Genomic DNA, 22,760 nt, shown 5'->3' on the forward strand with positions numbered 1-22,760 from the left:
ATCAAAAAATACATACTTTTAAAGGGTTCAATCGCGAACCCTTTTTTTATGCAAACCAACTTACCCAAAGGTCACAAAAAACTGATTCATGCCTGGGCCTTTTACGATTGGGCCAATTCAGTGTACTCCCTTGTGATCACTAGTGCCATCTTTCCTATCTTTTATGCTGCAGTAAGTAAGAAAGCTTTCGATCAAGGACGAGTACCTGAGCTGTTAAAAGATGTCAACAATGAAAATATAATTATTGTAGTCACGGCTATAGCTTTTCTCATTGTTAGTTTGATTTCTCCAATACTATCCGGAATAGCGGATTACAGCGGACGCAAAAAGCGATTCTTGCAGTTCTTTTGCTATTTAGGGGCCTTGAGTTGTATCGGGTTGGCTACTTTTTCTTTTGATTATTTATGGACAAGTCTTTTGATCTATATGTTGGCCTTAATCGGTTTCTGGGGTAGCCTGGTATTTTATAATTCCTACCTTCCCGATATTGCTTTTACCGAACAACAGGATGCGGCCAGCGCCAAAGGTTTCTCCCTCGGTTATATAGGTAGTGTCATTTTATTGATTCTTTGTTTGGTTCTCATTCAAGGTGGCTTTTATCCAGAGAAAGGCTTGTTCCCTGAATCAGAATGGATGCGTTTAACAGCTGTACAATTGTCGTTTGTATTGGTGGGACTGTGGTGGATAGGATTTGCACAGTATACTTATGCATTTCTACCTATGGGGACCAAAAAAAATACGGAACAAGTTAGGAATATTTTTACCAATGGCTTTAGAGAACTTAAAAAAATATGGCTCGGTCTAGGCGACAACCTGCAAATGAAGCGATACTTGGGCGCATTTTTTATTTACAGCATGGCTGTTCAAACCGTCATGCTTGTTGCCACTTACTTTGGAACAGAAGAAGTCGCTTGGCCGATAGATCCAGAGACCGGAGAATCTAATGCAACCACTGGTTTAATTATTAGTATTTTACTGATCCAACTAGTGGCCATAGGTGGTGCGTGGCTGGCCAGTTTGCTTTCGCGAAAGGTAGGAAACATCAAAACCCTCATCTTGATCAATGTATGCTGGGCGGCCATATGTATTTACGGTTACTTTGTCATCACGCCATTGCAGTTTTATATTACGGCAGGTTGCGTGGGCTTAGTTATGGGTTCTATACAGTCTTTATCCAGAAGTACTTATTCCAAAATGATTCCTTCTGATACCGTTGATACAGCCTCTTATTTTAGTTTTTACGATGTCGCTGAAAAAATAGGTATCGTTATTGGAATGGTCATTTTTGCCGTAGTAGGCCAGGGGACAGGTGGTATGAGAGGCCCCATACTTTTTCTGGTTGTGTTCTTTATCATTGGTGTGATCCTGTTATATCGGGTACCAAAAATCCAAACTTCCGCAACACCCAAAAAAGCTGATGACCCACCAATTTAAAGGTTTATGGTCCTATCTTTTTGATCGAGATCCGTGTATGATGATATTCATTTTAAGAGCTTACTTATTTAAATGGAAATACTGTTAATCACGCCAGCCATTAGCCTTTAGAATTTAACCAAATCATTTAAATGGATTATCAGAACAAATCAGAAGTCTACTACGCCAATGTACGACCCGAAATGCTGAAATACCTTCCAGATAATCCATCGAGGATATTGGACATTGGTTGTGCAGATGGATCATTTGGTTGGATGGTAAAGGAAAAAACAAAAGCTGAAATTTGGGGTATAGAGTATATGCCTGAACAAGCCAACCAGGCAGCAAAAAAACTTGACAAGGTGTTTTCTGGACCTTGTGAAAAACATATATCTAAACTACCTGATGCTTATTTTGATGTTATTTTCTGTAATGATGTTCTAGAGCACCTGGTTGATCCGTATGAGGTACTTGATCATCTCAAGTCTAAAATTGCACCAGATGGTATCTTGGTTAGTTCAATACCCAACGTGAGGTACCACAATACATTTATGAGAGTTATATTTCAAAAGGATTGGAAATATCATGACCATGGAGTGATGGATAAGACCCACCTAAGGTTTTTTACAGGAAAAAGTATTAAAAGAATGTACGAAGAGGCTGGTTATGAAGTGATCCGCCAAGAAGGTTTGAATAAAAGCAGGTCCATCAAACCTATTTTATATAATATCCCGGTGCTTTTTAAACATATGGATATACGCTATCCACAATATGCTACGGTGGCGAGACCAAAAACATAAAACCCCAAATCATTGGATTTGGGGTCATTGGACTGCGCAGCTTTTAGACTACATGTGCGTAATATCTCCACTGCCCAAAACACTCTTTTTTACTTTGTCGGCAGAGCCTTTATACCTGAGGTCTCCAGAACCAACAATGCTGGCAGATAGTTTGCCACCATTACAGTAAACTGACACATCACCGCTTCCAGCGATAGATGCTTCTACATTGTTAGCTTTTAAACCAAAAGCAGATATATCGCCACTACCAGCAACACTGGCATTGAGTGACTCTGTACGACCAGTAAGTTTTACATCACCACTTCCTGCTATATTCACCTCAAGTTGCGCGCACTCTACCTCAGTTTCTATATCACCGCTCCCAGCTACAGAGATTTCCATGTTTCTGGATTTAAGTTTGATCTCACTGCTGATATCACCACTTCCAGCCATGCTTAAACTGCTAATACGTCTTACGGGAACCCAAACTTTTACTCCTTCTCGGGTGGTAATGTTGATACGGTCTTCCAGTCCTATTTTCAAAATTCCACGATTCACCTCGATCTCAATATATTCCATGATATTGGATTCTGCTTCAACCCTGATTTCACCTTCTTCTCCTTCCATTATGGTGATATCAAAACTGCTTCTGGCAGAAATACCCTCGTAGTCAGAAGTATTGAAGGTTTTAGTAATAACTTCTCCATTGCCTTTCACCCGCTTGCCGTTGCTCCACCATTGGGCTTGGGCAGTTTGAGCCGCCATAAAGAGTACACAGATATAAACGATTTTTTTCATGATATTCAAAATTTAGAAGGTTTAAAATGATTAGTTGCTTTTGAGACTGACTCCCCCAAAACTGGATTTGATGTTGATGATTCCTCCTGAACCATTACCACCCGCATACCCTGACTTCCTTTTGTCGGTAGAATCCTTTTCAGATCGGGTTACGTTGAGATCTTCAGAAAGTTTGATTCCTGCAAATTCAGTATCGATTTCAAAACTGAATTCGGCATCTGGGTGATAACTGATTGTCACACCCGTATAATCTGAGCGCACGATAGCTTCTTTGAACCCTGGTTGCAAGGCTGCGATGTTAATAGAACCAAAATCTGTATTCAAGTTAACGCTTTCATGGACCTTACCCAATCTAATGGTACTGTAATCACCCCTGCATACTAGCCTGTTCACCTCTTCTGATTCCAGTGTAGAAAAGTCGCCGTTGAAATTCAGATCGTTGGTGTTGTGGAAATTCCCCTTGGTGTAGTCTCCTTTAAATTCGACTCGCTCACACCCATGTAGATCAAAACTACTGAAATCAGCACGTATGGTTCCAGACTTCATATAATCTATGTGCGAACTCTTGGTATAATCAAATCGCAGTTCGTTGTTTTCCGCCAGGAGTTGTCCGATATCCAAACGTCCAAAATCGCATTTGATCTTGGCTTGACCTTCCAATCGATCTAACACAATAGCGCCATAATCGTTGGATACATCAAGAGAGGAGGTAGCTGGCATTTTAACGATATAATCAATTTTGATTTTAGACACTTCGTTCTTAGCACCACTGAACCAGCTGGTCCAACTGTTGTTTCTACTCGTGCTGTAGTCGGTATCTGTTTCGGCGCTCACTCTGGAAGCACTGGCTTCAAAATTGACGTCGATTTCCCTGAGCTGTCGATCTACGTTTTCTTCATCATCACCACTCACTTCTACCATGATATCCATAGCAACCCTGGGCTCATTCCAAGTGGTTATGGTAACACTACCAAATTCATTTTCGATATGAACCATGCAGGTTTTGTTGACAGTAAAGCTTTTGCTCAGTTTTTTAGACTTGGTATACTTGCCGGTGCCGGGATCCGTAGCCATAGCCAGGGTTGGCAATAGCATCAGCAGGAGGAGGCTGATTTTATATAAATATTTCATTTTCATTTTCTTTATAAGTTTTCAGTTGTTCTATTTGTTCTAATGCGGTTTCCAATAAATCAATTCTCATTTGGAAATTGGTAATCATGGCAGCGATCACCGCTTTACTGTCTTGATTGACTTGAAAGTCTTTTTTGATGCTTTGATAATCTGTTTCCAACTTGTCCAGTGCTGCTTTAGTATCTGCTATAATACGTTCAGTTTCTGGTGATTGTTCTTTATTCAACCGCTCTAGTTCTGCATCAATGGTACGCTTAAAGAAGTCTTGAGCCTGCGCCATCTCAGGAGAAACGCTGGATAATTCAAGGTCAGTTTCTGGCGTTGCGCCCATATTAAACACGGTTAAGCCCATCAAAATTGCCAAACCAGCTACCAACGACCACTTAATGATCGTAGTGGTGTTCAAGGTCCTGATCTTCTGATTCTGACGATGTTCCACGCGCAATGCTATTGCGGTATCCTCTTCCAGGGAATCCTGCTCTGCACAAATGCTATCCAGCCGATCCATAAACCTGGTTCTATGTCCTTCTGGTAATTTTTCAAGATCAAAATCTTGTTTAGAAAACCAGTCTTCCATTCCTTTACCCATAACATTCCATTTTAGTTCGCAAACTCGATTTTGCCCGTGAGATTGTCGTTCTGCACATGGCGTTAGAGATATTTAAGATCTCACATATTTCTTCATTATCCATTCCTTCAATCAGGCTCAATGTCAGTATCTGACGGTAACTTTCTTTGAGTGTATCCATGACTTTCAATACTTTTTTGGCAGTCATTCCTGCAGCTTCCATGTCAATTTGCTGGTCGGGTACTTGTTCCATTTGGTAAGCGACCTCTTCATAATCTGTTGTCGGCATTCGTTTTTCATTTCTCAAATGGGTCAGACTATTGTTGACCACGATTCGCTTTAACCAACTACCGAAAGTAGCCTCACGATTCCACTGCTTCATTTTGGCAAAAGCAGTGATCATACTCTCTTGCATGATATCTTCTGCCTGAGAAGTGTCTCGTACAATACGCAGGGCAACGTGGTACATTCCTTTTGCGTACTGATCATACACCTGCATTTGGGCACGGCGATCTCCATTTTCACAGAGCTGGTATAGTTCTATTTCGGTGGCAGTTAAAGTCACTTGGTCAGTGTTACGTCTTAAAGATGCAAATTAAACTAGCATGTTACAGTTCGTGGCAAGGAATTTGAATTTTCCCGTTATAATGTGTGGTGGTCGGATTGATGAGGCTTTATTAATTATAATTTAATGAGGCTGCAGTAGATTGATTTACAGTTGATTGTTTGTGGTGTTTTCGCTTTCGCGAAAGCGATATCATCATCACCCACCAAAATTTAATCAACAACAAATAAAATAAGTCACAATAGTGAATGACATTGTGGCGAGGAAAGAAGATATGTTTAAGACTAAGAAATTTAATATAGACAACTTGTCACTTCAGGAATTGGATCAAGATGCCGAATTTATTCCATTATTGAGCAGTGAGGATGAAGAAGAAATGAACAATGAAAGCGTTCCGGATACCCTTCCTATTCTGCCTTTGCGTAATATGGTCTTGTTTCCAGGAGTGGTTATACCCATTACTGCGGGTCGGGACAGGTCCATCAAGTTGCTACAAGAAGCACATAAAAACAATTCTGCCATCGGAGTGGTAGCACAGACTGATGAAGAGATTGAGGAACCTAGTTATGAAGATCTCCACAAAACTGGTGTGGTCGCCAAGATTCTCAAAACCTTTAAGATGCCCGATGGAAATACCACGGTCATTATTCAAGGTAAAAAACGTTTTGAAATGGGTGAGATCGTCAGTGAACATCCCTATATCACTGCTGTGGCAAAACCAGTTCAGGAAGCTCGTCCTGCCAGAGAGAACGTGGAGTTTGCTACGATTATTGAAAATATCAAAGATCTGGCCCTTGAAATTATTAAAGAAAGCCCAAATATCCCTAGCGAGGCTTCATTTGCTATTAAAAATATCGAGTCGGATTCCTTCTTGGTGAATTTCGTGGCTTCCAATATGAATTTAAAGGTTGCCGAAAAGCAAAAAATTCTGGAAATCAATAGCTTGAAGGAAAGAGCGCTAGAAACTTTGAGGTACATGAATATCGAGCGCCAAAAACTCGAACTCAAAAACGACATCCAATCCAAAGTTCAAACGGACATTAATAAGCAACAGCGGGAGTATTTCTTGCACCAACAAATGAAAACCATCCAGGACGAATTGGGTGGCGGAGTTTCTTCCATGCAGGAGGTTGACGAGATGCGCCAACGTGCCAAAAAGAAAAAATGGGACGACAAGGTGAAGGAGCATTTTGAGAAGGAACTGGCAAAGATGCAACGCATGAATCCTCAGGTTGCAGAATACAGTATACAACGCAATTACCTGGACCTCTTCCTGGACCTTCCCTGGAATGAATATTCCAAGGATAATTTTGATTTAAAACGTGCGATGCGCATCCTCGATCGAGACCATTATGGACTGGATGAGGTCAAAAAGCGCATTATTGAATATCTGGCTGTGCTCAAACTGCGCAATGATATGAAGTCGCCAATTTTATGTTTATATGGTCCTCCAGGGGTAGGAAAAACTTCTTTAGGTAAATCTGTGGCCGAGGCACTGGGTCGTGAATATGTGCGTATCTCATTGGGTGGGTTGCGCGATGAAGCCGAGATTCGTGGTCACCGTAAAACCTACATTGGTGCCATGCCAGGACGAATCATACAAAGTATTAAAAAAGCCAAAACTTCAAATCCCGTCTTCGTATTGGATGAGATCGACAAATTGAGTAACTCGTCGCATAATGGGGATCCTTCTAGTGCGATGTTGGAAGTACTTGATCCTGAACAGAACAATGCATTTTATGATAATTTCCTAGAAATGGGCTTTGACTTGAGCAAAGTCATGTTTGTCGCCACTTGTAACAGTTTACAGACCATACAGCCTGCACTCAGGGATAGAATGGAAATCATCAATGTTACAGGATATACCATCGAGGAAAAAGTTGAAATCGCTAAACAGCATTTGTTACCTAAACAACTCAAGGAACATGGTCTAAACAAAAGCCACCTTAAAATTGGTAAACCTCAATTAGAAAGAATCGTTGAAGGATATACCCGAGAAAGCGGAGTGCGAGCGCTGGATAAGCAAATTGCTAAAATGGTACGTTATGCAGCCAAAAGCATCGCCATGGAAGAAGAATACGATGTCAAGGCGACCAATGATACCATCTTGAAGGTGTTAGGATCGCCCAAAATGCAACGTGACAAATATGAAAACAATGAAGTAGCCGGTGTAGTTACTGGCCTAGCCTGGACCAAGGTGGGAGGGGACATTCTTTTTATAGAGTCTATTCTGAGTAAAGGAAAAGGGAACCTGACCATTACCGGTAATTTGGGTAAGGTGATGAAGGAAAGTGCAACCATTGCGATGGAGTACATCAAGGCCAATGCGGAACAACTGGGTATTGACCACGTGGTTTTTGAAAAATACAATGTGCATATCCACGTACCTGAAGGGGCCACACCCAAGGATGGCCCTAGTGCTGGTGTAACGATGCTTACCTCACTGGTATCCTTGTTCACCCAACGCAAGGTCAAAAAGAGTATCGCCATGACCGGAGAGATTACCTTGAGGGGTAAGGTATTGCCTGTAGGCGGAATCAAGGAAAAAATCCTGGCTGCCAAACGTGCACGCATCAAGGAAATATTGCTTTGTGAACAAAACCGCAGGGATATTGAAGAGATCAAACCTGAGTATTTGAAAGGTCTGACTTTCCATTATGTGAGTGATATGAGCAAAGTTTTGGAATTGGCGTTGACCAAACAAAAAGTCAAAAACCCTAAAGAATTGATAGGATAAATTTTTTGTCAGGATTTATTATTTGCCGTCCAGATCTAACAAGATAGAGGTGCGTTTCTCGACAATCAGGTGTTGATACCATTTACCTAGATTGGCGGCTATCTTTTGATGGTTTTCTACCAATTGTATAGCCAGCGGAAAGACTGCGCGGTCTTTGTGATTTTTAATAGCGGTAAGGTAACCCAGGAACTTACCGTGTTGGTTCAGTATTTTCGGCGGGTTGGTACTCAGCGGGTTCCAAGGTGAATAGTTCTTATTGGGGTCTCCGTAAATATTAAGGTCATTCCAGATGGAAGTCGAACTAAAACTGCTACCGTACTCGCCAAAGGCATTCCATATAGAATTGGTCTGAAATCTTTCACATGTCAAACAACCCAAGTAAACTTGATGATTTTCACCCCCGTAGAGGTGCATTTCCTGGCCTTGAGCCAGACCACCTATAAGTAGGTTCAAAAGAATAATTCCTGCAAACGGAAGCTGGCGCATATTCGTTAGGATTTGTGTTGATGCTTGCTTCCAAAAATAAGTGAAAGAAATACGACAACAAAAGCGCCGAAAAACACAAGCTTTATAATTTGGCAAATAAAGACAGGGTAGGATGGTGAGGAATAATCAAATCCTTTTGGCTCATTGAATGGTGTATACACACTTCCGTCATGTACAATTAAGTCAATGGGTTATTCCAAAACAGTTGACCCTTAAACTGTTATATTAAACTGCTGCGTTCTGGGTAAGCAGCTCGCGGTCGAACAACTCCAAATTGATTGGTTTGAAAGTTGGACGAATCTGCTATGATGGATATCGACTTGTTATTAGCACCATAGACACAGGACTATCTCTGTTGCTGTCCAACCATATGGCTATCAATATAGAAGTAAAAGATGCCTATAGAAATGACTAACAGCTTACAAGCACACTCCTAGCCATTGTTGATTGTATAACTTCCTGTGGGAGAAATATAAGATTTATGTATAGAAGAAAGGAGCTGGAGTTGGGCACAATCCAGCCCAATGTCAATAAAATTAAAATATGAGTAGAGTTGCTGACCGTCTCGATTGAAATGATTTCCAAAATAATGAGATACCCTTTGGTGATGAAATGTCCATTAGTGGGTACATAAAACCCTGCTTTAAAGGGAAGTCCTGTTGACAATTGATAGGAATGAAACACGGATAGGGCGGATGAGTTGCTATCCTTGGGGCATAAGCTTAACAACAACATACAGCGCGACGAAAGGTCAGAACTGCGGGTCAGGTTGTTTTCTTTGGTCCCATTTAATGTCACTCAAAGCACTGGCTTTGATACCAATAAAGAAGAACCAGCTGTTTCTAGGACCTATAGGAGTCCAGTTAAAACTCATCCTAAAACTTTCCAGATCCCGCTGAAAGCGCAAGGTTGTGAATGAAATTCCTTTACCCACAAAATCATATCCCGTATTACCGCCTACAGACCATCTGGGGGATAGCTCAACATCGCCGCTTACCATTAAACTTTGATTATTGATCTCACTCTGCCGTTGGGCATTGTTGTAGGTCATGGTATAAGCAAAGTTCAAATTCCATGGAATCTTAAATCGGTACCGCTGCTCATCTATGTTTACATCCTGTTGTTCTGGTTCAGCATTCAGGTCGGCATTGGGGTCTACCGCCTGGCCGAAAAGGTCATCCTCCCGACCACCGTTGGCCAGTGTACGATCATTTAATTTTGTTGGGTTTTTCTCTTCTTCTGTGGCCTCTTTGGAGAAGTCTTTGTCACTTAATGAAAAAGAAACCCTTGCACCAGCTCTGGTCAAACGGAACAGGCTACCACCATTGTTGATATTAAAAGTATTGATGCGTTGATTATTATTGTCCAGGGCATAAGGATCAAAATTGGCATCCAAGTTCAAATCGATCTTCTTGGTTAAAGGGATGACGCCACGGACCTGCAGCGGACTCCAGTTCAAGCTATCTCCTGCCAAGTTATAGGCAGTGTTGAATGTGAGTGTTTTTAGTAGTTGAATTTTCTTAGGTTCGGTGGCGGTACTATCCTTATCCCTAACTTTGGCCTCAATGTTATTTTGAACGCTGATACCTATACTGCTGGAGAAATTTCGTCCTGGCGCACCGGCATAAGTTCCTTCAAATCTACTGTAAAAACGCTCTTCCTCTGACACCTCAAGTCCGCGCTCGTCTAGTAATCTTTCATAGTATTGATCAAAACTTGGGTTGGCGGAATAACTAATACTGGGTCTGATCACATGTCTGATGGCTTTGATTTTAGCATCAGGGTTATCGGATTTCCAGTTTCCAAATATCTGAGTCCCGACGCTGGCACCGTAACTGTAGGTGCGGTAGGAATCAAACCCATTGATGGTATCCCTTCTTACTGCAAATCCGCCTGTGTCGTTGGCTACCAAGGTCTGATCGATGGTTTCAAACACCCAGTTCTCATCATAATTGGCATTGGCACTAATACTGAAATAACTGATTTTAAAGTTGGTCGCGAGAGGTACACTATGTCGCACGCCCATCACCGCATTGTCAAACATACGACCTGTAAGAAAGTCTTCATCATTGGTATTGATGGTATTTTCTGCACGAACGTTATACTGCAGGTTGACATTTTGGATGATTCCTTTTTTGGAACCGTTCTTACCAGCAAAGGGGTACACCCTGGATACACTTCCCTGTAGTGTTGGCAACGTCAGATTCACGGTTCCTTGGTTGACATTTTGTCGCACACTTACTGTCGAACTCAAATTGACTTGTGGTTCTCCTGGAAAGGTCTTGTTATACGAAATTGAGCTGGCCAAGGTATTGTTCAGTGTTGCGCTCTGATTGATTTGATTAAAGGACTGTCTAAAAAACTCGCTGCTCCCCAGGTTAACGCTAGCGCTAAATCGGGAATTTGGGTTGGATTTCGGATCCTGTGAATGTTGCCAGTTCAAGTTATAACGTGTAGATTTAGAAAAATCAGAGAATCCGCGCTCACTTTGGATTTGGTTTTCATACAGGAACCTCAAATTTCCAGAAAATCTATACCGCTTTCTATAACTACTCTCTACACGAGCTCCATAACTTCCATTGGTAAAGTAATCTCCCAACAGGGTCAAGTCAAAATAATCATTGACGGCAAAGTAATAGCCACCATTCTGTAAAAAATACCCCTGCGTATTGTTATTTCCAAAGGAGGGCAATATAATTCCACTCTTGCGCTCACTGGTCATGGGGAAAAAGGCAAAGGGTAATCCCAATGGGGTAGGCACATCGGCAATGTACATATTGACCAAGCCGGTGACAATCTTTTTCTTTGGTACCATCTTAATACGTCGAGCGAGAAAATAATACTCAGGATTTTCAGGATCCTTTGAGGTAGTAAATCTTGCATTGCGCATAAAGAAAACCGAATCATTGACTTTTTTGACTACTTCGGCAATCACGTTGAATTCGCCTTGCTTGGTGACTGAATTATAGGTTAGCGCTTTTTTACTGTCTTTGTTGAATACGATGGAGTCAGGCTTTACCGTGTTGGTGCCTTGAGTAAATTCCGGTTTTTGGGTGTAAACACCTGTTGAATCCTCGACGATACCATAGGCGTAAATATTGCCGGTATTATTATCAATAACAATTTTTCCGGCTTTGATGTTGATATCACCGTAAGTGATTTCGGCCTGGTTGTACAAAGTGATGGTATTGTCACGTCTATCGATGCGCTTGTAATCGGTAGCACTGGACTCAATTTTGTATTCTAGAAAACTTTTCTTCTTTACGCTGTCTTGCGCAATAGTATCTTTTTTAGAACGATCGTTGGTATCTACGACCACACCGTTTAAATTCATTAAAGCCGCGTCAGTCCCCTGAATTGATGTGTCTACTTCCTGCTGTCTCAATTCCCTTAGCCTGGCATTGATAAGCGAATCGTTTTTCTGATTTTCACGTGCAGGAATCTTCTCCCCAGATTGCGGTAATTCCTGCGCGATAAGTTCTGCACCACCTGTTAAGAACAAAAGGATAAAAATGATATGCTTATAGTAGGTATGCAATCTTGACTGTACTATTTTCGTTATTGGAATGGCCTGGTTTTTGAAATGTCAAAACTACGTATAATATTACAGCTGTTTTGTCATTTCGCTTTCGCGAAAGCGGACTTAATAAAAAACAATGCTATAAGCTTTATTCTCTATATGAAAACGAAGGAAATCTTCATTATTGCCCAAATGTTACTGCCTGTTTTTATGCTGGCAAATATACCGATCGATTCTACAAAAACCAGCAATAACAAAGTTTTTACAGTGGTATTGGACGCAGGTCATGGAGGTAAGGATTCAGGAAAATATATCGCACGCACTGCAGAGAAGGATATTGCACTGAGCGTAGTCAAGATGTTAGGCAAAGAATTGGAGGCGCATCGAGATATCAAAGTGGTTTACACCAGAACAACTGATAAGTTTCTCGAACTCTACCAGAGGGCTGACATCGCCAATAATGCCAAGGCCGATTTATTTGTATCCGTTCACTGTAATGCAGCGGCAGCCACAAGTGCCAAAGGAAATGAAACGTGGGTACTTGGGATCCATCGAAATGCAGACAATCTCGAGGTGGTACAACGAGAAAATTCTGTAATTCTATTGGAAGAAGATTACGAAGAGAAATATGCAGGCTTTAATCCAAACGACCCTTCTAGCTTTGCCACCAACCTGATGATCCAGGAGGAATATTTGGATAATTCTATTGAAATGGCCAGCAATGTACAGACCCGATTTTCAGCAGATCTTAAGCGTAAAAATCGCGGAGTCAAACAGGCAGGATTTGCTGTTTTGCGATTGTCTTATATGCCTAGTGTTTTAATTGAAACTGGGTTTATCACTAATGCCGAGGAACGAGCTTTTCTTAAAAGTAGCGCGGGTCAAAAGAAGGTAGCTCATTCTATTTATGACGCTATTTTAGAATATCAAAAGAACAGGGATATCAATCTTTTTATATTAGATCAGGTAGATACTGGTAGTGTAGATGGTGCTGTGCCCTTTCAAACGGCGGCAGATAATGCTATTTATAAGGTCCAAATTAGTGCAAGTGGCAATAAATTAGCTCCCAAATCTTACAATTTTCAGAAATTGCCAGAAATCTCCAGAGAGCAAGATGGGTCTATTTACCGATATTTTACGGGTAATTTTTCTAACCTGGCAGACGCTGTAGAATTGAAGAAGCAAGCGGTGGCAAAAGGTTATAAATCAGCCTTTATAGTCGTTTACGAGAACGGTGTGCGTCGAAGGTTGTAACAACTCATAAAAAATTGTTACTTCATATCTATGCGGCTTGCCTTATCTTTACATTCGCAGAAAGGCTATATTCATGAAGCTCTCCAAAGAAATCAAAGTCGGTATCCTCACAGTTTCAGCCGTTGCGTTGTTCATTTTTGGATACCAGTATCTCAAAGGTCGGAACCTACTCAAAGATGACCGATCTTTTTATGCCGTTTATAATAACGTGGAAGGACTTACCCAGTCTGCTCCTGTGACCATCAACGGTTTACGGGTTGGAAATATTGACAATATTGACTTTTTGGATTCTTCTGGAAGGTTATTGGTAAAATTTCACGTAGATGAGTCTTTTAGTTTTTCTTCGGAAAGTACAGCTTCTGTGTATAGCACTAGTCTTATTGGTGGAAAAGCCTTGGCCATCGTCCCCAATTTTGAGAGTAACGCGCGTCCCGCTCAACCAGGTGATACTTTAAAATCTAAGATCGATTCTGGTATTCAAGGTCAAGTCATGGATGAGTTCTTACCTCTCAAAGATAAAATTGAGCATATGATTGTGAGTGCTGATTCAGTACTTACCGCTGTGAATAAAACCTTGAATCCAAAAACACGAGCAGCTATTGTCAGTAGTTTGGGTGAGGTCAACAGAACATTGGTCGAAATCCGAGGCTTGTCTAGAAGTGCCAATAGCTTTTTGGAAGATAACCGCCAGAATCTAGATCGCACGATTGCCAATCTGGACACCACTACCAAGAATTTTGCGGCCATCTCTGATACCTTGGCACAAGTTGAAATAGCTGGAACGGTAAAAGAACTGGAAATGGCAGTATCCAAATTCAACGTAGTTTTGGATGATGTAGCTTCAGGAAAAGGCAGTTTAGGAAAGTTGATGACTGACGATAAATTATATACCAACCTTGAGCGCACAACACGTCAGGCTGAGATGCTGTTGCAGGATATCAAACTTAACCCCAAACGATACGTACATTTTTCAGTATTCGGTAAGAAGCCTGGAGAATATGAAGAACCAGAATCCCGAGACCAATAATCAATTATGGAGTACTTACCTATTATCATTTTTGCCCTGATCCTCGTGGGAGGTGTGGGATATTTTGCGAGCAACATCAAAAAAATGATTCGCAACATCAAATTGGGAAAAGAGGTAGATCGTTCTGACCGTAAAGGGGAACGCTTTGCACAAATGGCTCGTATAGCTTTAGGTCAATCTAAAATGGTACGTCGTCCTATCGCTGGACTTCTACACATTATTGTGTATATAGGATTTGTCATTATCAATATTGAAGTCCTCGAAATCATTATCGATGGTCTGACAGGGCAGCACCGCATTTTTGCGCCTTACTTAGGTGGAGTATATGACTTTCTGATTGCTACCTTTGAAATTCTTGCCTTATTGGTATTGGTGTCGGTCATTGTGTTCCTGGTAAGAAGGAATGTGATGAATATCCGTCGTTTCTTGGCTCGCGAACTCAAAGGTTGGCCTAAAAATGACGCCAATTACATTTTGTATTTTGAGGTAGTATTAATGGCGCTTTTCCTTACGATGAATGCTGCCGACCTGGCCATTCAACAAGGTGTCGCCGCTGGTAGATTTACCAGTGAGGCCGCTACACATTATATCGCTGCTGGTTCTTTTCCTGTAAGCCAATTTATTTCACCACTGTTTGAAGGAATGGAGTTCAAAACTTTGTTCTGGATCGAGCGTACTTGCTGGTGGTTACACATTGTAGGTATTTTGATCTTTTTGAATTATCTATACTGGTCCAAGCATCTGCACATCATGTTGGCTTTCCCTAACGTTTATCTGGCAAAGCTTACGCCAAAAGGTCAATTCACCAATATGGAGGCGGTGACCAAGGAGGTAAAAATGATGATGGATCCCAATGCAGATCCGTTTGCGGCTCCGGACCCTGCTGCTGCAGAAGAAGAGCCTGCCAGTCTGGGTGCTCAGGATATTTTTGATCTGAACCAGGTACAATTATTAAATGCTTACACCTGTACCGAATGTGGGAGGTGTACGGCCGAGTGTCCGGCCAATCTGACCGGTAAGAAGTTAAGTCCGCGTAAAATCATGATGGATACCCGAGATCGCTTGGAAGATGTAGGAAAAGTGATTGATAAAGAAGGGGAATGGAAGGATGATGGTAAGACGTTGTTAAACGATTACATTTTGACCGAAGAGTTATGGGCTTGTACCACGTGTAATGCCTGTGTTGAGGCATGCCCGATTGGTATCGATCCATTGAGCATCATCATGGAAATGAGAAGATACCTTGTGCTGGAGAATAGTGCGGCGCCTAATGAATTAAATGTCACCATGGGTAATATTGAAAACAATGGAGCACCATGGCCTTATAACCAAATGGATCGCCTGAACTGGGCAAACGAATAACATTATGAGTGAACAATTTAAAGAAGCATTAAATGAGGATGGTTCCTTGGCAAGTCCTGTATTGCCGGAAGGTGTCAAAAACTACTTGATTGATATTGACGGAACTATAACAGAAGATGTTCCTAATGAGGAACCAGAGCGCATGGCAACTTGCTTACCATTCCCAGATGCCTTGAAAACCCTGAATGAATGGTACGATGATGGACATATCATTTGTTTCTTTACCTCAAGAACCGAAGAACACAGAGAAGTAACAGAAGCCTGGTTGGACAAGCATGGTTTCAAATACCACAGTTTATTGATGGGTAAACCTAGAGGAGGAAACTACCACTGGATTGACAACCACATGGTACGCGCTACTCGCTATAAAGGTCAGTTTACTCATTTGGTAGAAAAGGAAGTAACCATTGAGGTCTTTCAAAATAATAAGTAAACATACACATTGGCTTCCTTTCTTTTGAGCCAGGAAGTTTTGTCAAATTTGCATTGGGAAACAAATTTGGTTCCTGATTGACGTATAGAATAAGAACCTATGAGCAACAATTTAACAGTACCAACCGTAGCAGAGTTTATTGCACAAGGAAAACAACCCGAAGTTTTATTCTGGGTAGGGTGCAGCGGAAGCTTTGACGACAGGTCCAAAAAAATTACCAAAGCCTTTGTCAAATTATTGAACAAGGCGGGCGTAGAGTTTGCGGTATTAGGAGCAGAAGAGAGTTGTACAGGGGATCCTGCTAAACGTGCTGGAAACGAATTTCTATTCCAGATGCAGGCGATGATGAATATAGAAACCCTGAATGGATACGAAATCAAAAAGATCGTTACGGCTTGTCCTCACTGTTTTAATACGCTGAAAAATGAATACCCTGAACTAGGAGGGAATTATGAAGTGATTCATCACACCTCTTTCCTTAAAAGTTTGATCGCTGATGAAAAACTTACCATCGAAGGAGGCAAATTCAAGGGTAAGAAAATAACTTACCATGACCCCTGCTATCTAGGACGAGCCAACGAAATTTATGAGGCACCCAGGGAATTGATCGAAAAACTGGATGCTGCATTATTGGAGATGAAGCGTAGCCGTCGCAATGGTCTGTGCTGTGGAGCAGGTGGTGCCCAAATGTTCAAAGAACCTGAAGAAGGAAAAAAAGATATTAATATCGAGCGTACGGAAGAAGCACTGGAAACAGGGGCAGATGTCATTGCAGCAGCTTGTCCGTTCTGTAATACAATGATGAGTGATGGAATCAAAGCTGCAGAAAAAGAAGGACAAGTTGAGGTTCTTGATATTGCAGAGATGATCGCCTCAGCTGAAGATTTATAATTGATTATGAGAAATTTTATTACCCTTTTTATTTGTTTGCTCGTGTTTACAGGCACCTATGCACAACAACCGAGCGAAGAAGCTATTAGTAAATTATCAACAGATACCTGCACGTGTATCGAGAAAATAGATAACATTAAAACCGAAGCCCAAGCCGAGTTAGAATTAGGTAAATGCATGGCCGCTGCCTACGGTAAAGATGTAAAGTACTATAACAGTCAAGGTCTTGATTTTATGAACGAGGCCATTTTGGAAGAGTTTGGTGAAGCTGTAGGTTTAAATATGGTAGCGAATTGCCCTAGCTTTCTTGAAATTTTCATAAACATGGATTATGATGATGAAGAAACTGGAGATAGCTATGAAACCTTTGAGGAAATCACTGGCAGCGTTCAGAAACTCACCTCTGATTCATTCAGTGTTTTGACGATCAAGGACGACAACGGAAGGCAGCATAAAGTCCTTTGGCTGACTTATGTAGACAATGGTGACTTGCTGAGACAGGCCATTGAAGACAAAAAAACCTATACATTTAGGGTTCGCGAGCTGGACATCTATGATCCACGCATTGAGGAGTACCGAAACATGTATGTATTAGATCGCATAGATTAACTGGTTTGTCAGAAAATAAATTTGATTATAAAAGCATTGTATTGTCCGCAGCTTTCGGCGGGATGATTTATGCAATATTGATGTCAGTCTGGTACCAATTTGTCAATGAGGAGCCCTTTAGTATATTGAAGTTTGTCATTGACTTTTTCATGTTTGGACTGTTGATCGCTGGAATCATCTGGTGGTCTATGAGGGGGAAAAACAAGGAGAAATAGCCAACTGGTGGTAACATTTGAGTTGGTACAATGTTAGACATGCTTACACCTTCTTTTAAAGCCAGTCATGCGTGATAAACAACAACAAGCCAATTATCAGCAACGTATCCAACGTGTTTTTGAATATATCGATGAAAATCTTGGGGAAGATTTAAACCTTGAGGTTTTAGCGGGTCAGGCCTACTTCTCGCCGTATCATTTTCACCGTATTTTTAAATTCATGACTGATATGACGTTGAATGACTATGTGACCAAAAGGCGCATGGAGAAATCGGCTGCGGATTTGCTGCATAGAGATACACCTGTAGGAGAATTAGCCCATACCTATGGCTTTGCCGATAGTACTTCGTTTTCCAAGGCTTTCAAAAATTATTTTAATATCAGTCCTACGCAGTTCAAGGATCAAAATTACCAGAGATTTAGCAAGATCGGACAACTGGACCGCAAGAATGGACAAGACAATCTAACTCACGAAAAATACATTTGTACCATCGACAAACTAAAAAAATGGATACAGATGAATGCAACTATTACAATTACCAACATTCCTTCCATGGAGCTGGCCTACATTTCCAGTTTAGGAGTAAGCAATCTTCCGCAGGCCTATCATAACCTGGTACAATGGGCGATAAGCAAAGGATTGATGAACGATCATTCCAAAATGGTCACCGTATATCACGACAGTTTTAAATTTACTTCCCCTGAAAAGGTCCGTATCAGTGCTTGTATATTACTTGACGAACCCATGGCACCAGAAGGTCAAATAGGGAGGCGTACAATTCCTGAAGGTAAGTATATCAAGTCTGCTTATACAATAGGGGTAAATGAGTTTGAACAAGCGTGGACAGGATTATTTGTATGGATGAATGAACAAGGTTATCAAATGGCAGATAAAGAACCTTTTGAGATCCATCACAATAATTTCAATGAACATCCACAGAAGAAAGCCATCGTTGACTTTTACATTCCAATAGTGGGGTGATCAATTGACAAACATCAACAAAAGCCCGTGCTGATGAATCATTCAGGTTGGCTGTATTGGTGATCTCGTATGCAACGCAGGAAACCTTTTACTCCTTTTATCAAACTCATGGCAAATCCTTAACTTTACAGATCAAGAATGGTAAATAACGAGTTGATTATAACCCGGGAAAGAAAGATGTCTGATCCATGCCTCATAAAAAAACGCCCTATAGGATCCTTGATCAGGATTGGTTTACTGATGGGGCTATTTTATGCCTGCGGGATGGCAGGTTTTGATCTGTGGGATAGTGGAGATTTTTATTGGATCAAATTTATAATGAACACCCTGATTTTTGGCGGATTGATGGCGTATTCTTTTCGTTACCATAGAAAGAAAGCATAATAATGAGAGCAAATTTTAAAGACCTACCGGATGATGCCCGGGTATGGATTTATCAGGCCAATAGGCCTTTTACTACAGACGAACTCAATGAGCTCAAGCCGCAGATGGACAATTTTCTACAGCAATGGACCGCACACGGCAAAGATTTAAAAGCTGGAGTAGAGTATCCGTATAACCGTTTTATCGTGATAGGCCTAGATCAGTCTCATGCCGGTGCAACCGGATGTTCCATTGATGCTAGTGTACATTTTATCCAGTCTATTGAAAAAGCCTTTGGGGTTGATTTGATGGACAAGATGAACGTGACTTTTAAGAACGGTCCTTATGTGGCACATAAAGAATTAGCTGACTTTAAAAAAATGGCCAAGGCCAAATCTGTTTCGCCTAAAACTATCGTATTCAACAACTTAGTTCAGACGGTAGGGGAGTACAAGGAACATTGGGAAGTTCCTGCCAGTGAGAGTTGGCATTCCAGATTTTTTTGATCTGATACTTTCTAAAGGCCCAGGGCGTATTTCATTTTGATTATTCTAATATTTATCGGTGGGATAACCCGTGTAAAACACGCTCAATTTTTGACTTAAATTTATCAGCTTTCCCCAGTTAATTCAATATCTTTCGTTGAAGGGAATGATTATTGTTTCCTACTGAAAAACCTCGGTAACTTCTATGAAATTGAATTTGGTCAAATTGACTGTTTGTTTGTTCGCTTTCGCGAAAGCGTACACCACACAAGCCCAATTAAATAATAATCAACCGCTTATTGCGAAAGACGCTGTAGCTCAAAACATTTGGGTGGATAGTGTCTATCAAAGTCTTTCCCAAAAAGAACGCATCGGCCAGCTCTTTATGGTGGATATGTTTTCCAACAAAGGTGCTGCCCATGAAAATCAGATCAAACGCTTGGTAAAGGAATATGGCATCGGTGGTATCATATTTTCTAAAGGAGATCCTGTCACACAAGCCCGGTTGACCAATCAATTGCAGGCTCAAGCAAAGATTCCTATGCTTATTGCCATGGATGCAGAATGGGGACTGGCGATGCGGTTAGAAAATACCTATGCTTTTCCATGGAATATGACTTTGGGAGCCACTCCAGGAACACAATCTAGTTATGAAGTAGGTCAACGTATAGGTGAACATTGCCGTCGATTAGGGGTCCACATCAATTTTGCGCCAGACGTGGATATCAATACCAATCCAGATAACCCTATTATCGGTAATCGCAGTTTTGGTGAGGATAAATTCAATGTGACCCAAAAAGCAGAGGCATTTATGAAGGGGATGCAAAGTACCGGAACCTTGGCTTGCGCTAAACATTTTCCTGGTCACGGTGATACCGATCAAGACAGCCATAAAACCTTGCCTACCGTAGATTTTTCCGCTGCCCGTATCGATAGTGTAGAATTATATCCTTACAAACAATTGATTGATAAAGGCATGGCTAGTGTCATGGTTGCCCACTTAAATATTCCCAGCCTGGAACCCAAGTCGGGTTACCCAACCAGTATCAGTAAAAAGGTAGTTACAGATTTATTAAAGAAGCGTCTGGGTTTTCAAGGCTTGATTTTTACAGATGCCTTGAATATGAAAGGAGCTAGTAATTTTAGCGAACCTGGCGACATAGATTTGGCTGCGTTCAATGCTGGTAACGACGTGTTGCTGATTTCTGAAAACGTTCCAAAAGCCATCGCCAAAATTGATGCAGCTATCGCCACTGGAAGTATTACCGAAGACCGACTGGCCCATTCAGTCAAAAAAATACTGCAAGCCAAATACGTCGCCGGACTTCACCAATATCAGCCAATAGATGAGACAAACTTGGTACAACAACTCAATACAGAACAGGATGAAGTAACCTATGAACGAGCGATGTCAAAAGCCATCACTGTTTTAAAAAATGAAAATGACCTGTTGCCCCTTAAAAATTTAGAGACTAAAAAAATTGCCTATGTCGAGTTGGGGGATGATAGTGGTGATGTTTTCTATCAGGAGCTGAATAAATACGCAAGGGTAGATAAGATCATTGCAGATCGTCTCGACGGACTGCTCCAAGCCCTGTCGCCTTATAACACGGTGATCGTTGGATTTCACCGCAGTGATGAGAATCCCTGGAAGTCCTATCAAATCAAAGGAAAAGAACTAACATGGTTATATGAGATTGCCCGCAAGCATGAGGTGGTTTTTGACGCTTTTGTCCGCCCTTATGTGTTGAACCAATTGAAAACTACAGCCAATTTTGAGGCTGTACTTATGTCCTACCAGAATAGTAAATGGAGTCAGCAGCTCAGTGCACAAATCATATTTGGCGCAAGGGAAGCGGTTGGTAGATTGCCCGTCAGTGCAGGTCAGTTTACGGTAGGGGATGGTTCAAATCTTACCGCGATTGGAAGATTGTCCTATGGGGATACGCCCAGTAGTGTGGGATTAAATACAGCTGTTTTAGAAAAAATTGACAGCATCGCTCAATACACAATAGATCATCAAGGAGCACCAGGAATGCAAGTGCTGGTAGCACGCAAAGGTAAAGTGGTTTGGAACAAAAATTACGGGTATCATACCTATGATAAAAAACAGGAGGTAAAGGCCAGTGATATCTATGATGTAGCTTCTATGACCAAAATTATGGCCACCTTGCCTCTGTTGATGGAGCTGCAGGAAAGACATGTATTGGACCTGGATAGCCCAGTGTCTCTATATGTACCTGAATTACGTGCATCTAACAAGGAAAACATCAGCCTAAAACAGATGTTGTCTCATTACGGCAGACTTAAACCATGGATTCCGTTTTATATACATACGTTGGATTCTGTAGACCAGCAACCGTTGAGCCAATTCTACAGTAAAGGCCCTCAAGCAGGTTATCATATCAAAGTGGCTGATGGACTCTACGGCAGCAAAGTGCTCAATGATACAATTTTTGGAAGAATAAAAAACTCAGAGTTGCTGGATGAACTTGAATATAAGTACAGCGACCTGCCCTACTATATCTTTAAAAAATACCTGGAAGATCGATCTAAAAAAGACCTGAACGAACTCACCCAAACTCATTTTTACGAGTCTATGGGAATGCATCGTACAGGGTATTTGCCGCTGAATCGTTTCCCAAAGTCGGAGATCATACCTACTGAAAACGATACCTTATTTAGAAAACAGCAATTGCATGGCTTTGTTCACGATCAAGGAGCTGCAATGCAAGGTGGAATAGGTGGACATGCTGGTGTTTTCTCCAATGCCAATGACGTGGCCAAGATGATGCAAATGTACCTTCAAGGTGGGACTTACGGTGGCCGTCAATACTTTAAGCGAGAAACCTTGGATACCTTTAATACTTGTTTTTATTGCGAGAATGAAGTGCGCAGGGGAGTTGGTTTTGACAAGCCTCAACTTGAGGAGCCTGGACCAACTTGTGGCTGTGTAAGCATGACCAGTTACGGTCACAGTGGATTCACAGGTACCTTAACCTGGGTAGATCCGGAAGAAGACATCGTTTATGTTTTTCTTTCTAATCGTGTGTATCCAGAAGCCAGCAATCGATTCCTGATCCAAGAAAACATTAGAACCAATATTCAACAAGTGATTTATGACGCAATTATTGATTAAGAA

At 41.3% G+C, this 22,760-nt stretch carries 19 protein-coding genes; 13 read left to right on the top strand and 6 right to left on the bottom strand.

Going from position 1 to position 22,760, the window contains the following annotated elements:
- Positions 1-48: 48 nt before the first annotated feature.
- Positions 49-1,434, top strand: a complete 1,386-nt coding sequence (locus EGM47_RS13770) for an MFS transporter (protein ID WP_124981408.1) — start codon at positions 49-51, stop codon at positions 1,432-1,434.
- A gap of 131 nt (positions 1,435-1,565) precedes the next feature.
- Entirely contained in the window at positions 1,566-2,213 is a 648-nt protein-coding gene (locus tag EGM47_RS13775) for a class I SAM-dependent methyltransferase (protein ID WP_164510901.1), read from the top strand.
- A 48-nt stretch (positions 2,214-2,261) separates the two neighbouring features.
- On the opposite strand, the gene EGM47_RS13780 is transcribed toward EGM47_RS13775, so the two are convergent.
- Genes EGM47_RS13780 through EGM47_RS13795 form a run of 4 tightly spaced genes read right to left on the bottom strand, consistent with a single transcriptional unit; the run spans position 2,262 to position 5,254 of the window.
- A complete protein-coding gene (locus tag EGM47_RS13780; RefSeq protein ID WP_124981409.1) occupies positions 2,262-2,990 on the bottom strand; it encodes a head GIN domain-containing protein in 729 nt (242 codons plus the stop codon).
- A gap of 30 nt (positions 2,991-3,020) precedes the next feature.
- A complete protein-coding gene (locus tag EGM47_RS13785; RefSeq protein WP_124981410.1) occupies positions 3,021-4,121 on the bottom strand; it encodes a hypothetical protein in 1,101 nt (366 codons plus the stop codon).
- The gene (locus EGM47_RS13790) at positions 4,105-4,710 is read right to left on the bottom strand and encodes a hypothetical protein (protein WP_124981411.1); all 606 of its coding nucleotides are present in this window, start codon (positions 4,708-4,710) and stop codon (positions 4,105-4,107) included. The genes EGM47_RS13785 and EGM47_RS13790 overlap by 17 nt, the downstream gene beginning before the upstream one ends.
- Entirely contained in the window at positions 4,703-5,254 is a 552-nt protein-coding gene (locus EGM47_RS13795) for an RNA polymerase sigma factor (RefSeq protein ID WP_240642484.1), read from the bottom strand. Before EGM47_RS13795 ends, EGM47_RS13790 begins: the two co-directional genes overlap by 8 nt.
- A 274-nt stretch (positions 5,255-5,528) precedes the next feature.
- Here EGM47_RS13795 and lon point away from each other — a divergent pair, with 274 nt between their 5' ends.
- Positions 5,529-7,991: an endopeptidase La gene (gene lon, locus EGM47_RS13800; RefSeq protein ID WP_124981412.1), complete on the top strand. Its 2,463-nt coding sequence runs from the start codon at positions 5,529-5,531 to the stop codon at positions 7,989-7,991.
- Between the two features lie 18 nt (positions 7,992-8,009).
- Here lon and EGM47_RS13805 read toward each other — a convergent pair whose 3' ends face one another.
- Together EGM47_RS13805 and EGM47_RS13810 are read right to left on the bottom strand one after the other, a co-directional pair.
- Positions 8,010-8,477: a hypothetical protein gene (locus EGM47_RS13805; RefSeq protein WP_124981413.1), complete on the bottom strand. Its 468-nt coding sequence runs from the start codon at positions 8,475-8,477 to the stop codon at positions 8,010-8,012.
- 751 nt (positions 8,478-9,228) lie between these two features.
- Entirely contained in the window at positions 9,229-12,015 is a 2,787-nt protein-coding gene (locus EGM47_RS13810; RefSeq protein ID WP_240642485.1) for a putative LPS assembly protein LptD, read from the bottom strand.
- A gap of 141 nt (positions 12,016-12,156) precedes the next feature.
- On the opposite strand from EGM47_RS13810, the gene EGM47_RS13815 reads away from it, so the two are divergent.
- From EGM47_RS13815 to EGM47_RS13865, 10 genes are all read left to right on the top strand, one after another.
- Positions 12,157-13,251, top strand: coding sequence for an N-acetylmuramoyl-L-alanine amidase (locus EGM47_RS13815; protein ID WP_124981414.1), 1,095 nt, complete (start codon positions 12,157-12,159; stop codon positions 13,249-13,251).
- A gap of 73 nt (positions 13,252-13,324) precedes the next feature.
- Entirely contained in the window at positions 13,325-14,278 is a 954-nt protein-coding gene (locus EGM47_RS13820) for an MlaD family protein (protein ID WP_124981415.1), read from the top strand.
- A 6-nt stretch (positions 14,279-14,284) separates the two neighbouring features.
- Positions 14,285-15,640 carry a (Fe-S)-binding protein gene (locus EGM47_RS13825; protein ID WP_124981416.1) on the top strand — a complete coding sequence of 452 codons (1,356 nt, stop codon included), beginning with the start codon at positions 14,285-14,287 and terminating at the stop codon, positions 15,638-15,640.
- Positions 15,641-15,644: 4 nt separating this feature from the next.
- Positions 15,645-16,073: an LNS2 domain-containing protein gene (locus EGM47_RS13830; protein ID WP_124981417.1), complete on the top strand. Its 429-nt coding sequence runs from the start codon at positions 15,645-15,647 to the stop codon at positions 16,071-16,073.
- Between the two features lie 99 nt (positions 16,074-16,172).
- Complete coding sequence (locus EGM47_RS13835; RefSeq protein ID WP_124981418.1) at positions 16,173-16,964, top strand: (Fe-S)-binding protein; 792 nt, start codon at positions 16,173-16,175, stop codon at positions 16,962-16,964.
- A gap of 6 nt (positions 16,965-16,970) precedes the next feature.
- A complete protein-coding gene (locus EGM47_RS13840; protein WP_124981419.1) occupies positions 16,971-17,573 on the top strand; it encodes a hypothetical protein in 603 nt (200 codons plus the stop codon).
- Positions 17,574-17,578: 5 nt separating this feature from the next.
- On the top strand, positions 17,579-17,788 hold the full coding sequence (locus EGM47_RS13845) for a hypothetical protein (protein WP_124981420.1): 210 nt from the start codon (positions 17,579-17,581) through the stop codon (positions 17,786-17,788).
- A 67-nt stretch (positions 17,789-17,855) separates the two neighbouring features.
- The gene (locus tag EGM47_RS13850; protein WP_124981421.1) at positions 17,856-18,770 is read left to right on the top strand and encodes an AraC family transcriptional regulator; all 915 of its coding nucleotides are present in this window, start codon (positions 17,856-17,858) and stop codon (positions 18,768-18,770) included.
- Between the two features lie 386 nt (positions 18,771-19,156).
- The gene (locus tag EGM47_RS13860; RefSeq protein ID WP_124981423.1) at positions 19,157-19,639 is read left to right on the top strand and encodes an ABC transporter ATPase; all 483 of its coding nucleotides are present in this window, start codon (positions 19,157-19,159) and stop codon (positions 19,637-19,639) included.
- Between the two features lie 184 nt (positions 19,640-19,823).
- Positions 19,824-22,757 (top strand): glycoside hydrolase family 3 N-terminal domain-containing protein, encoded by a 2,934-nt coding sequence (locus tag EGM47_RS13865; protein ID WP_124981424.1) that lies wholly within the window; start codon positions 19,824-19,826, stop codon positions 22,755-22,757.
- The last annotated feature ends 3 nt before the right edge of the window (positions 22,758-22,760 follow it).

The sequence above is a fragment of the Nonlabens xiamenensis genome (genome assembly GCF_003865345.1).
GTDB classification, from domain to species: domain Bacteria; phylum Bacteroidota; class Bacteroidia; order Flavobacteriales; family Flavobacteriaceae; genus Nonlabens; species Nonlabens xiamenensis.

What these genes read in the sequence shown, in the direction of transcription:
- EGM47_RS13785 (WP_124981410.1), bottom strand. Translation starts at nt 4,121, where the DNA reads ATGAAATATTTATATAAAATCAGCCTCCTCCTGCTGATGCTATTGCCA.
- EGM47_RS13825 (WP_124981416.1), top strand. Translation starts at nt 14,285, where the DNA reads ATGGAGTACTTACCTATTATCATTTTTGCCCTGATCCTCGTGGGAGGT.
- EGM47_RS13860 (WP_124981423.1), top strand. Translation starts at nt 19,157, where the DNA reads ATGAGAGCAAATTTTAAAGACCTACCGGATGATGCCCGGGTATGGATT.
- EGM47_RS13780 (WP_124981409.1), bottom strand. Translation starts at nt 2,990, where the DNA reads ATGAAAAAAATCGTTTATATCTGTGTACTCTTTATGGCGGCTCAAACT.
- EGM47_RS13770 (WP_124981408.1), top strand. Translation starts at nt 49, where the DNA reads ATGCAAACCAACTTACCCAAAGGTCACAAAAAACTGATTCATGCCTGG.
- EGM47_RS13790 (WP_124981411.1), bottom strand. Translation starts at nt 4,710, where the DNA reads ATGGGTAAAGGAATGGAAGACTGGTTTTCTAAACAAGATTTTGATCTT.
- EGM47_RS13840 (WP_124981419.1), top strand. Translation starts at nt 16,971, where the DNA reads ATGAGAAATTTTATTACCCTTTTTATTTGTTTGCTCGTGTTTACAGGC.
- EGM47_RS13820 (WP_124981415.1), top strand. Translation starts at nt 13,325, where the DNA reads ATGAAGCTCTCCAAAGAAATCAAAGTCGGTATCCTCACAGTTTCAGCC.
- EGM47_RS13815 (WP_124981414.1), top strand. Translation starts at nt 12,157, where the DNA reads ATGAAAACGAAGGAAATCTTCATTATTGCCCAAATGTTACTGCCTGTT.
- EGM47_RS13865 (WP_124981424.1), top strand. Translation starts at nt 19,824, where the DNA reads ATGAAATTGAATTTGGTCAAATTGACTGTTTGTTTGTTCGCTTTCGCG.
- lon (WP_124981412.1), top strand. Translation starts at nt 5,529, where the DNA reads ATGTTTAAGACTAAGAAATTTAATATAGACAACTTGTCACTTCAGGAA.
- EGM47_RS13775 (WP_164510901.1), top strand. Translation starts at nt 1,566, where the DNA reads ATGGATTATCAGAACAAATCAGAAGTCTACTACGCCAATGTACGACCC.
- EGM47_RS13805 (WP_124981413.1), bottom strand. Translation starts at nt 8,477, where the DNA reads ATGCGCCAGCTTCCGTTTGCAGGAATTATTCTTTTGAACCTACTTATA.
- EGM47_RS13835 (WP_124981418.1), top strand. Translation starts at nt 16,173, where the DNA reads ATGAGCAACAATTTAACAGTACCAACCGTAGCAGAGTTTATTGCACAA.
- EGM47_RS13850 (WP_124981421.1), top strand. Translation starts at nt 17,856, where the DNA reads ATGCGTGATAAACAACAACAAGCCAATTATCAGCAACGTATCCAACGT.
- EGM47_RS13830 (WP_124981417.1), top strand. Translation starts at nt 15,645, where the DNA reads ATGAGTGAACAATTTAAAGAAGCATTAAATGAGGATGGTTCCTTGGCA.